The 12,242-nt window shown below is 65.0% G+C and carries 7 protein-coding genes; 5 read left to right on the plus strand and 2 right to left on the minus strand.

Going from position 1 to position 12,242, the window contains the following annotated elements; translation table 11 throughout:
• Positions 1–2,233: TonB-dependent receptor (locus PMI01_RS01750; protein ID WP_238536984.1), on the minus strand; the 2,233-nt coding region annotated here is incomplete at its 3' end.
• A 358-nt stretch (positions 2,234–2,591) separates the two neighbouring features.
• On the opposite strand from PMI01_RS01750, the gene PMI01_RS01755 reads away from it, so the two are divergent.
• Positions 2,592–3,272 (plus strand): SapC family protein, encoded by a 681-nt coding sequence (locus tag PMI01_RS01755; protein WP_007662210.1) that lies wholly within the window; start codon positions 2,592–2,594, stop codon positions 3,270–3,272.
• Positions 3,273–3,349: 77 nt separating this feature from the next.
• On the plus strand, positions 3,350–4,300 hold the full coding sequence (locus PMI01_RS01760) for a cupin-like domain-containing protein (protein WP_238536985.1): 951 nt from the start codon (positions 3,350–3,352) through the stop codon (positions 4,298–4,300).
• 30 nt (positions 4,301–4,330) lie between these two features.
• On the opposite strand, the gene PMI01_RS01765 is transcribed toward PMI01_RS01760, so the two are convergent.
• Positions 4,331–5,083: an IclR family transcriptional regulator gene (locus PMI01_RS01765; RefSeq protein WP_007662214.1), complete on the minus strand. Its 753-nt coding sequence runs from the start codon at positions 5,081–5,083 to the stop codon at positions 4,331–4,333.
• Between the two features lie 996 nt (positions 5,084–6,079).
• On the opposite strand from PMI01_RS01765, the gene PMI01_RS01770 reads away from it, so the two are divergent.
• From PMI01_RS01770 to PMI01_RS01780, 3 genes are all read left to right on the plus strand, one after another.
• Positions 6,080–8,971, plus strand: a complete 2,892-nt coding sequence (locus PMI01_RS01770) for a TonB-dependent receptor (RefSeq protein ID WP_035033971.1) — start codon at positions 6,080–6,082, stop codon at positions 8,969–8,971.
• Between the two features lie 77 nt (positions 8,972–9,048).
• Positions 9,049–10,614: a tryptophan halogenase family protein gene (locus PMI01_RS01775; protein ID WP_007662218.1), complete on the plus strand. Its 1,566-nt coding sequence runs from the start codon at positions 9,049–9,051 to the stop codon at positions 10,612–10,614.
• On the plus strand, positions 10,604–12,178 hold the full coding sequence (locus PMI01_RS01780; RefSeq protein ID WP_007662219.1) for a tryptophan halogenase family protein: 1,575 nt from the start codon (positions 10,604–10,606) through the stop codon (positions 12,176–12,178). Before PMI01_RS01775 ends, PMI01_RS01780 begins: the two co-directional genes overlap by 11 nt.
• Positions 12,179–12,242: the final 64 nt, after the last annotated feature.

Consider the following 12,242-nt stretch of genomic DNA (forward strand, 5'->3'; position numbering starts at 1 on the left):
GCTTGAGCGCCGGACTGCCGCCGCTGGCCGTCAAGGCGCCGACCCGCTGGCCGGTCCCGACGCTGAGCACGGGCGTCAACAGGTTGAGGCCCGGACGGGTCAGGGTCCGCGAGGCGTCGAGCCGCAGGTGGATGCTCTCGGTGAGCTCCAGCTTCAGGTCGATGCTCGGCAGCAGGTAGGAATAGTTGCTCTTGGTCGTTACGGCTTGAGCGTCGCTCAATCTCACGGTCAGCAGCGTGGGATCGCCGGCGTTGTCCCTTATCTCGATCGGCACCTGGCCAAAGCCCTTGGACGTGATGCGGCTGCTCTCTTCGCGCACGCCGGCATTGAAGTGGAACGGCATGCCGGCCACATCGACGTCGAAATTGGCCTTCACGAACAACGCCCAGGTCTTTTCGGTGATGTCGCGGATGCTGCCGTTGTCCAACGCCAGGTCGAACGCGCCGGTGAACTGGGTTCCGACCGTCCCAGCGCCGTAGTTGAAGCCGGGGATGTTCTTGGTCTGCGGATTGCCCAGGCTCGTCAGGTACTGCTGGTAGGCATGGGCGTCGAACTTCAGCAGGTATGGCGGCAGGGCGCCGTCGAAGCCGGGGATGAAGTTGTTGGTGCTGACGCGGCCGGTGAACAGGCTGGCCGGAACCAGGACGCCGCCGTGGTTTCCGGACGGCGAGCCATAGCCCGAATAGGCCTGCCAGTAGTTGTTGGCGAAGGTGTTGCTGTTCTGGAATTTGTAGTGATCTTCCAGATAGCTGCCGCCGGCCTTGATGCGGAAGCCTTCCTGTTCCCAGGAGCCGGCGAACCGCAGTTGCTTGACGACGTCGGTGTTCTCCTGGGCCTGGCGCACGGTGACGTGCGAACCGATGACCGCGGTGTCGGCCCAGCGTGCGGCGTCGCCGTTGGGGCCATAGCTGTGGAGCACCGGCAGGGTGTTCTTGCTGTCGCCGCCGATGCTGATGCCCAGGGCCGGACCGATGTCGAAGCCGTAGCCGACGTCGGCGTTGTCGCTGCTGATTTCGCCGCCGGGGTTGAGCCAGCTCTTGGCGTAGCTGCCGTCGGCCTCGAACTTCAGGTTATCCGACACGTCCCACTGGACGTTCAGGCCGGTCTGGTTGGTCTGCAGGACCGAGCGATCGGTTCCCGCCACGAAATCGGTTTGCGAGCCGCCCTGGGCGAAGTCGACTGTCGTGCCGTTCTGGTCCAGCTTGACGTTTCTCAGGTTCTCCTGGTTGAACCAGATGCCGTAGCCGAAGTTGTCGGCGCGGATGGTCTGGCGCGAATAGTTGTCGTCCAGGGTCACCGTCACGCCGTCGACCGGGGCCCATTGCAGGGCGATGCGGCCGTCGATCCGTTCATCCTTGGTGTAGATCTGGCTCGCGCCGGCCTGCTGCTCGAACCAGCCGAGGATGGTCTTGTTTTCCAGTTCCGTCTTGGTGCAGGTAGCCGTCAGTTGGCACGGCGCATAGCGCCCGCCCGGCCAGCCGCTGACAAAGACGCGGTTGGTCTGGGTGTCGTGGCGCGTGTACATCGCGTCGACCAGCACCCCGAACCTGTTGTCGGCGAAGGTGTCGCTGAAGAGGGCGCCGACGGTGGGAACGAACTTGCCGGAGTCGTCCTGCAGCGAACCGGAGGCGGTGACCGCCATGCGGCGGCCGGGGTGATCGAACGGCTTGGGGAAGGCGACATTGACGGTCGCCCCGATCGAGCTGCTCGACAGCGAGACATCGGGCGTCTTGAGCACGGACAGGCCGCCGACGAAGTCGGCGCCGACTGTGCTGAAGTCCACCGAGCGTCCGCCCGTGGCCGTCGAAATCCGGCGGCCGTCATACAGGGTTTCGTTGAAGTCGCCGGCGAAGCCGCGGACCGTGATGCCCTGCGGCTCGCCACGAGCCCCCGCGCGTTGGATGGAGACGCCGGGCAGGCGTTGCAGCGACGCGGCGACGTTGGAGTCCGGGAACTTGCCGATGTCTTCGGCCGAAATGGCGTCGACGACGCCCGCCGAGGTCCGCTTGATGTCGAGGTTGCGCTGCAGCGAGCCGCGCAGGCCCGTGACGATCACCTCATCGACGACGGTGGTTCCGCTGGACCGCGGCGCGGCGGCCTGCTCGCCCGCCGGCGCCGCGACGGCCGCGGCGGTCGCCATGGGCTCTTCGGCCGTGCGCGCGGCGGCGCTGGCCGCGCCGCACAGCGCGAGCGTCAGAAAGCTGGATGCACCGACGAGAGTCGCCTTGGACACGCGCTGAATCTCGGACGCATTACTCCGACTAGTAAGCTGGACCTTTTTCATGTTTCCCCTCCTGTTTCCCTGGAATGAACGCGTGCGCTATCGCTCGGCCGAACGCATATTTTCGGCCGTTACGTCTCGGTTTTTTGGGAAAAATGGGCTTTAGCCGTCGTCCTTGCGGTCCGATCGCATCACAACCTCCCTACGTGAAATATTTTTTATTACTGAGAAGGTAGCGGTAACAGATACCAGTATCAAGGGTATTTGTCGGTGTATTCGTCGCCGTGTTGCGCCGGTGTCGTAATCGCGGTTATCGATCATGCGAAGGCGCTCGCGGACCTCAGGCAGCGGCGTCAACGGGGAAACGGCCATGGACCTGGAACTGCTGAACGCTCGGGATCACACCGGCTTGCGCCAGGCGGATTTGCCCGCCGAAGGGCCGCATTTCGTTCAAATCGTCGCCGCCGAGTTCGCCGCCGCCGCGGCGACCTGCCCGATCTTCCTGACCAAGAACCCGGACACGGGACAGTTCTATGCCGGGGCGCTGTTCGGTTTTGAGCCGGGCGAGAACCTGCTGGCGGGCGATGCGCCCGGTCGGCGAGCGTTCGTGCCGCTCGATCTTGAACGACAGGGCTTCTTCCTCGCGCCGGGCGGCGCCATCGCGATCGATCCTGGCCATCCGCGATTTGGCGCTGGACGTGGGGCGGCGCTCTTCGAGGCGGATGGGCAGCCAAGCCAGGCGCTGCGCCGTATCCAGCACGTGATCGCGCAGTTGAACGCTGGCGTTCCGGAGACCGACGCGTTCATTCAGGCGCTCGTCGCGCAACGGTTGGTCGAGGCGATCGACATCGACCTGTCGTTCGACGATGGCAGGTCCGTGAGCCTGGGCGGGCTCTACACCGTCAGCCTGGACGCGCTCGCCGAACTGGAGGACGCGGCTGTGCTCGCGCTCTTTCGTCGCGGCTACCTGCAACTCGCCTACGCCATGGCCGGATCGCTCAAGCAGGTTTCGATCTTGGCGCACCTGAGAAACGATCGGCTGGCGGCATGATCACGGGTGGACCGGAGCCGGCGCCTGTCGAGCTTGGCGCCGCGGAGGGATGGGACGCGGCGGGGTTCGCGCGCGACATGGCGCAGGCCTGTCGGCCGATGGTGCTGCGAGGTCTGTGCCGCGACTGGCCGTCGACGCGCGCGGCCTCGCGCTCCTGGCAAGACCTGGCGGACTATCTGGTCGGATTCGACGCTGGACTGCGCGGCCAAGCCTTTGTCGGCGCGCCGGCCATCGCCGGGCGTTATGACTATGGCGACGGGCCGGACGGGTTCAATTTCGACCGTGAATCCCTGACCCTGCACCAGACCCTGGAGCGCATCGACCAAGCCGCCGCCGACGCGGACCGCGCCAGCATCTACATGGGTTCGCTTCCGGCCGACGACTATCTGCCGGGCTTCGCCCTCGACCATCAGGTCGCCTTTCTGCCGTCGACCGCGCGGCCCCGCGTCTGGCTCGGCAGCGCCGGCCGGGTGGCCTGCCACTACGACACCTACGACAATCTGGCCTGCGTCGTCGCCGGCCGCCGCCGCTTCACCCTCTATCCCCCGAACGCCGTCGGCGACCTCTATGTGGGCCCGATCGATCACACCCTGGCGGGGCAACCGGTGGGGCTTGCGGTCGGGACCGAGCCGGGCGATCCGCGCTTTCCCCGTTTCGAAAACGCTCGTAATCGCGCCATGGTGGTCGAGCTCGCGGCCGGCGACGCGCTCTATCTGCCCAAGCTCTGGTGGCACCAGGTCGAAGCGCTCGAACCTCGGAACCTGCTCGTCAACTACTGGTGGGATGGATTTACAGCCGGACCCGACGCGCCGTTCGTCACCATGATGCTGGCGATGATCGCCATCGCCGAACGACCCGCGGCCGAGCGCCAGGCGTGGCGCGCGTTTTTCGACCACTATGTCTTTCGCACGAACGGCCACCCGCTGGATCATCTTGCGCCCTCGCGCCACGGGATACTGGGGCCGTTGGCGGACGGGAACTACGGGAAGATCCGAGCCAGCGTCATGCGATTGCTGCGCGGCGGCTAAGGGCGTCGCCCCGGGTCCAGGGCCACCCTGTTAAGTGACGCCTTGGATCTCGCGCGAGATCGCCACGGCCGTAGACTGTACTTCGGCGATGATCTCGTCGACCGGACGCACGCCCTGTTTGTAGAGATAAGGCATGGTCAGGGCCGCGATCGCGGTTCCGTCGGCCATGATCGGCGAAGAAACGTCGATGATGTTCGGCACCAGATCGCTTTCCGAGCACCAATAGCCCTGCCGGGCGACCCGCTCGGCATTGGCCAGGAACGCGGTCTTGTCGGCTTCGGAGACGCCGCTGAAGATCACCTCCCGCCATCCGGCCTGCACGGACGGGGGCTGGAAAGTGTAGAGCACCATGCCCGAGGTCGCCTCCACGATGTCGCGGCGGTGGCCGGTGCGCACCGAGTAGCCATAGTAGCCGGGGTTCTCGATCCGGGCGACGACAACGATCTGCTCGCGCGAAGCCTGGGCGAGGTGGCAGGATTGGTCGACCCGCGCAGCCAGGTCGCGCATCTGCGGCAGCGCCGCCTCCAGCAAGGTCTTGACCGGAGCTCGCGCCATGCCGAGCTGGAACAGCCGGTTCGTCAGCGCGTAGCCTTCCGCGCCCGGAACCGTCTCGATGAAGCCCTTGAACTCCAGGACGTGGATCATCCGGAAGATCTCGCCGACGGACTTTTCCAGCGCCACGGAAATCTGCGAAAGGGTCATGGCCTGACCGTGGCCCGCCAGCAGGTCGAGAATGTCCAGCCCTTTCTCTAGGGCGGGCGCGGTGTATTTGCGATCCGGCATGGCGAAACCTTAGGGGGCAAGGGTCCCAGGCTCTAGCTTTCGTGGCGCGCGCGGGCAAGCAGACGCTTGCGGGACCAGGCGCGTTCCGGCGCTCGCCTTGGAGCCGTCGTCGAGGGGCGGTGGCTGGGGGAGGGGATCGCGGTCGCTGTACGGAGCGTTGGCCGCCCCATCCTTGATGGTCCTTGCCGAACCCCGCTCCGGTCCGTGAGTTGATCGGGGAGGGCGCCGTTCCTGGGTGAGGTCGCTCCGGGGCGAAGTCGTCGGCTTCGGGGGCGAACGCTGCACCGGAGCCTGCCAGGTCGTCTTCGGATCGTTCCTTGAAAGGGCCTCGCTCGCCACGGCTGCCCGGTGTGGCGAGCGTCGATCACCGTGGCTCGAAGTGAGATGCGTATATAAAAAACTTTGCACAAATAAAAATCATGAGCTAAAGGGGGGTGGAATTTGCCCTCAGTAGGTGTCAGCCGGTTTTTGATGGCGCTACCAGAAGAAGGAAGCGCCTTGCGACCACGCCAAGCTGGCGCTCGCCCGTCCCGCTGAGGATGGGCGGGGATTTCGGACGGCTGCAGTCTTAATTGTCCGACTAATTAAATCTTGTGCGACGCATGAGCGTCAACGGTGCTCGGCCGAGTTTATTCGGTGGAGAAAGTGAAAATATCCATATTATTTAGATAGATGTAGTGGGTTCGGTTCTTCCCTGGCCGTATCTCGCTGGCATTTTTCAGCTTCTCGAATGTCACCGGTGTCGGCGACATAGCGTCGCATTTTGAAAAAATTGTCGTATTTGTATGAGTAATGATCTTGCTAATTTTCGGCGATGAGGTAGGTCGATAGGGGGATGACAGCGTTGCCATCTGGCGACGTGTCACTTCGGTTCAATCGGCGCCTTCAGAGCGCCAGAACCCTGGCAAGTAGACGGGAGGGATAAAAATGCTTCGCAGGCAGAGCGTTCGGCGTCTGGTGTTATTGCAAGGCGCATCGGCCTTGGCGGTGTGCGCCATGGCGACAGGCAGTCAGGCTTGGGCGGATGAGGCGCCGAAGAAGGCCGATTCAAGCGTAATTGAGGAAGTCGTCGTCACCGCCCGCCGGGCCGCGATCGAGTCCGCTCAGGAGCGAAAGAAGCACGCCGAGGTCATCGTCGACTCGGTCGTGGCGGACGACGCCGGCAAGCTGCCCGACAACAGCATCACCGAGGTCCTGCAGCGGGTTTCCGGCGTCGCGATCGTCAGGTTCTCGGCCCTCGGCAACCCGGACAGTTTCTCCGCCGAAGGTTCCGGCATCCAGGTCCGGGGCCTCTCCGGCGTGGCGGGCCGGCTGAACGGCCGCGAGATCTTCAGCGCCAATGGCGGCCGCGGCCTGTCGTGGGGCGATGTCACCCCGGAGCTGATGGCGGCGGTCGACGTCTACAAGAGCGCCACGGCGGACCAGATCGAGGGCGGTACGGGCGGTCAGATCGATCTGCGCACCAAGCTGCCGTTCGACTACAACAAGCCGGCTTTGCAGGCGACGGCCTCGGCGAGCTATGGCGACCTGGTCAAGGACACCACCTACGGCGGTTCGGTGCTTGCGACGCGCACGTGGGACACCGCGATCGGCAAGGTCGGGGTTCTGCTGGACCTGGCCCAGAACAAGTATTCGTCGAACGCCGACTTCTTCCGGATGGAGCCCTATTACCACACCAAGGTGGGCGGGCAGGATCGCTACATTCCTGGCGGCTACGACTATGGCGACCAGAGCTTCAACCGCACGCGAACGGGCGCCTATCTGGGACTGCAGTGGCAGCCGACCGACAGCTTGCGTCTGTTCCAGACGGTGTTCGTGTCCGAGTATGAGGAAGAGAGCACCGCGACCGGGCTCTTCGTGGTTTCGAAGAACCTTTCGGTCGATCCCGCCGTCAGCCAGTTCGACGCCAGCGGCGGCCTGATCCGCACGGACGCCATGTTCGTGCGCGATAACGCGACCTTCGCGCCGTCGAGTGACCCGATCTCCGCGGGCGGCAATACCGGCTACGGCAAGGGGACCAGCAAGACCCGCGACTTCTCGACCGGATTCGAATGGACGCCGGAGGGGCCGTGGTCGTTGCGCGGCGCCTTCCAGGTGGTCGACTCCTCGGCCACGCGGGGAAGCTATGACGTTTTCCCGGGCGTGCGCTTCCCAGGCAGGTTTGGCCTGGATTTGACGGGCGACCTGCCCCAGGTGACGCTCCCCGCTTCAGCCGCCGCCGTGTTCGCCGATCCAGCCTCCTACACCTGGGAAGCGACCATGGATCACAACGAGCGCAATCACGGGCATCTCTACGCGGGCAATCTCGACGCCGAGTACAAGTTCTCGGATGATGCGTTCTTCCGTTCGCTCAAGGTGGGCGTCCGCTATGCCGATCGCACGGAGCGCGATCTGAACTCCGGCTATAACTGGACGGCGCTGGGCCGCGGTTGGAACGGAGATCCGCAACTGACCTTCGCCAACGCGCGCGCCGGCGATGTCGAGACCCGCATCTTCGAAAACTTCTTCCGGGGCAAGGCCAACTTGCCCGGCAACACCCTGATGCCCAGCCAGGCGATGGCCAGTCGGTTCGACGTCGTGGGCGACCACGCCCGGCCTCCAGCCGGTTTCGATCCGGCGCTGGGCCAGCCCACGCCGACCGGCTACGGCAACCCCGTGCAACCCATAGCCTACGGCCCCTTCGACTTCCTGCGGAACCAGACCATCACCACCGCCGCCTATGCGACGCTGCGGTTCGCCAGCGACTCCAGCATCCTCAAATGGCCGGTCAGCGGCAATGTCGGTCTGCGCGTGGTGCGCGTCGAGAACGAGAGCTCCGGCTTCTTCCAGCAGAACGAGGCGCAGTTCATCCGTAACGGCGTGCTCACCGCGATCGCCAATCTCGGCGAGGAACGCGCCGATGGCCTGACCGTGACGCGGGTTCTTCCGGCGATGAACCTGCAGTTCTCGCCGACCGAGGATTACCGACTGCGCTTCGCCTACAACGTGACGATGGATCATCCGGGCTTCAGCGCCCTGAAGGCCAGCGGCAACACCAGCGTGCGGACCATCAGCAGCGGCGGCGGCGGCGGCGCGCCACCCATCTTCGACGGTTTCACCACCGACACCGGCAATCCGCGGCTGAAGCCCATCCTGTCCAACAATCTGGATGCGTCGCTGGAGTGGTATCCCAATCGCAGCGACTCGCTGAGCCTGGCGGTATTCCACAAGAGGCTCGAAAACCTGCTGGTCTATGGCGCGACCAATCAGCCGGTGCCGGTGACCTATTTGGCGCCGACCCCGGGCACCGTCATCGAGAGCGCCCAGGCCACCAACGTCTTCAACTCGGAGGCCGACGGCAAGATTTCGGGCGTGGAAATCGGCGGCCGGATGTTCTTCGACTTCCTGCCGGGCCCGTTGGCCGGGTTCGGTATCGAGGCCAACTACACCTACATCCACAGCAAGAACCCCGGAGACCAGTACGTCGACATCAACGGTGGCGTGCACACGGACGTGCCGATCACCGGGTTGTCGAAACACAACTTCAACGTCACCGGCCTGTACGAAAGGGGCCGACTTTCCGCCCGCGTCGCCTATTCCTGGCGAAGCGAATACCTGATGTCGACCAACTCCAACGGAACCAACGGCGACTATACCTACTATTCGGCGCCGGGCGCGGGGACCTTCACCGACATCGCCTTGCCCGTCTACGCCAATGCTTACGGGTCGCTGGACGCCGGGGTGACCTTCAAGATCAACGACCACGCGTCGTTCTCGATCGAAGGCAGCAACCTCGCCAACAAGATCGTCAAGACCTCGATGGGCGGCTATCCCGACGATCGCAAGTACACCCGAAGCTGGTTCGTGGCCGATCGCCGTGTGAACGCCAGCCTACGGCTTTCGTTCTAACTTTTCCTCCCCCTTACGCCCTTCGGCCTTTACTTTCCCCCGGCCGAAGGGCGCTTTTTTCTTCTTGGAGGAGGCTCTTGAGCAAGCGAATACTGATCGTTGGCGGCGGAACGGCCGGCTGGCTGACGGCGGGCTATCTGGCCCGGACTTTCGGCGCCCAATCTCCCGGCGGCGTCGAGATCACCTTGGTCGAGTCCGCGGAGATCGGCATCCTCGGCGTTGGCGAGGGCACCTTCCCGACCATTCGCAAGACCTTGCGCCGCATCGGCATTGATGAGGCGACCCTGGTCCGGGAAGCCAGCGCGACTTTCAAGCAAGGGGCGCGGTTCGCCCACTGGCGCTTCGAGCCCGGTCGGGGCCAGCCCGATCACTACCTGCATTCGTTCCAAGCCTCCCATGATCCTTCGGGGCTGGATCTTTTGCCCTACTGGCTGCTCGGCGCGGCCGGCGATCAGGAATGGAGCCAGGTCAACACACCGCAAAAGGTGACGGCCGACGCCGGCCGGGCGCCGAAACTTATCAGCCACCCCGACTATGTGGCGCCGCTCAACTACGCCTATCACTTCGACGCCGCCAAGCTGGCGGTCGTGCTGCGCAAGGCCGCCACCGGTCTTGGCGTGCGGCATGTCGTGGACACCGTCGACGAGGTGCTGCTGGCCGAGGACGGCGCGATCGCCGCCGTGCGCGGTCGCGCCTCGGGGCTGATGACGGCCGATCTCTATGTCGATTGCACCGGCTTTCGCGCCCAACTGATCGGCCAGACGCTGAAGTCGCCCTACAAGTCCTGCCGCCCGGTCCTGTTCTGCGACAGCGCCCTGGCCATGCAAGTCCCCTACGATCGGCCGGACGCGCCGATCGCCAGCTATACGATCTCGACCGCCCAGGAGGCGGGCTGGACCTGGGACATCGGCTTGGACAGCCGCCGCGGCGTCGGCCACGTGTTTTCGTCCGATCACACCGACCTCGACGCGGCCGAGCGTGTCCTGCGCGGCTATGTCGGCAAGGCCGGCGACGGGCTGGACATACGCCATATCAAGTTCGAGGCCGGCTACCGCGAGATCAACTGGGTCAAGAACTGCGTCGCCATCGGCCTTTCCAGCGGCTTTTTCGAACCGCTCGAAGCCACCGGCATCGTCTTCGCCGAGGTGGCGGCCGTCATGCTGGCGACGTTGTTCCCCTGGGGCGGCGAGATGGAGACGGCGGCGCGGCAATATAATGAGCTGATGCGTCGCCGTTACGAGCGCACGCTGGACTTCATCAAGCTGCACTATTGCCTCTCGGAGCGTCGCGACACCGCCTTCTGGCGCGACAATGTCGCGGCTTCGACCATTCCCGACAGCCTGCACGATCTGCTGGATCGCTGGCGTTTTCGGCCGCCGGACGCGATCGACATCGATCCCAACGTCGACATCTTCACCGAGGCCAGTTGGCAGTACGTGCTCTACGGCATGGGCTATCGCAGCGACCTGACCCCGAAGGCGGGCGTCTACCGCTACTTCAACGAAGCGCGCGCGGCGTTCGCGGACATTCGCAAGCAGGCCGACTACGCCTGCCAAAACCTTCCGACCCACCGCGATCTGGTCGAGCTGGCCCAGCGGCGCGGCTTCGGCGGCGACAAGGCGGAGGGCGGGGATGCGCGATAGGCAGGAAACCGCCTCCGGCCGGGTGAAGCGGGTGGTGATCGTCGGCGGGGGCACCTCGGGCTGGATGTGCGCCGCGGCGCTGTCGCGGCTCGTCGCTCATGCCGGCGTAGAGATCACCCTCGTGGAGTCCGACGAGATCGGCACGATCGGCGTGGGCGAGGCGACCATCCCCTCGATCCTGGATTTCAACGCGGCCTTGGGCCTGGACGAGGACGAGTTTCTTCGCGAGACCCAAGGCACGTTCAAGCTGGGCATCGAGTTTGTCGGCTGGAACCGGCCCGACGAGCGCTACATCCATCCGTTCGGGATGTTCGGTCGTGACACCCAGGCGATCAAGTTCCACCAGCTCTGGCTCAAATTCGCCCAGAGGGGCGACGTCGAGCTGGGGCCGATCGAGGACTACAATCTCTGCGCTATGGCGGCGCGTCTTGGTCGCTTCGCGCGGCCGGCGGGCAGGGGAGACAGCGTGCTGTCGTCGCTGCGCTACGCCTTCCACTTCGACGCCGGTCTCTATGCGCGCTATCTGCGCGGATATAGCGAGCGGCGGGGCGTTGTCCGGCGCGAGGGAAAGATCACCGAGGTCCTGCAACACGCCGACAACGGTTTCATCCGCGCGGTGAAGCTGGCGAACGGCGAGCAGATCGAAGGCGACCTGTTCGTCGACTGCAGCGGCTTCAGAGGCCTGCTGATCGAAGAGACCCTGCACGCCGGTTACGAGACCTGGAACCAGTGGCTGCCATGCGACCGCGCCGTGGCCGCGCCGTCTTCCAACGTCGGGCCGCCGCCGCCCTATACCCGCGCCACCGCCGACGAGGCCGGCTGGCGCTGGCGCATTCCGCTCCAGCATCGAACCGGCAATGGCTACGTCTATTGCAGCAGTTTCATCAGCGACGACGACGCCGAGCAACGATTGCTATCGACGCTGGAAGGGGCCCCGCTGGCGGATCCGCGCCGGCTGAAATTCGTCGCCGGGCGCCGCAAGGCCTTCTGGATCAAGAACTGCGTCGCGGTCGGGCTTGCCGGCGGCTTCATCGAGCCGCTGGAGTCGACCAGCATCCATCTGGCCCAGAACGCGATCGCCCGCCTGCTGGCGCTGTTTCCGGACAAGGATTTCTCGCAGCCGGAGATCGACGAGTTCAATCGCCTCAACCAGGTCGAATACGAACAGACCCGCGATTTCATCATCCTGCACTACAAGGCCAACAATCGGTCCGAGCCGTTCTGGCGGCGCCTGGCCCAGATGCCGATCCCCGACAGCCTCCAAAGCAAGATCGACCTCTTCAAATCCAGGGGACGTGCTCTGCGCGGCGTCCAAACCTTGTTTACGGAGGACAGCTGGATCGCCGTGATGCTGGGGCAGGGGATCCATCCTGACGGCTATGACCCTCTCGTCGATTCCCTGCCTGAGGACGAAGCGCGGCGGTTCGTGCGGCATGTGCGCGAGATGGTCGGCAAGACGGCCCAGGCCATGCCGCTCCACGCTAAGTTCCTGGAAGGTCTGGTCGTCGCACCGGCGCCGGCGGGTGGGGTGGAGCCGGGCTCGACGACCCGGGCGGTCCGCTGATGCCTGACACGCGACAGACCGAAATCGGTGGCTCGCCGACGGCTCCCGCCGGGGAAACCGGGGG

Source organism: Caulobacter sp. AP07 (assembly GCF_000281955.1).
Classification (GTDB): Bacteria; Pseudomonadota; Alphaproteobacteria; order Caulobacterales; family Caulobacteraceae; genus Caulobacter.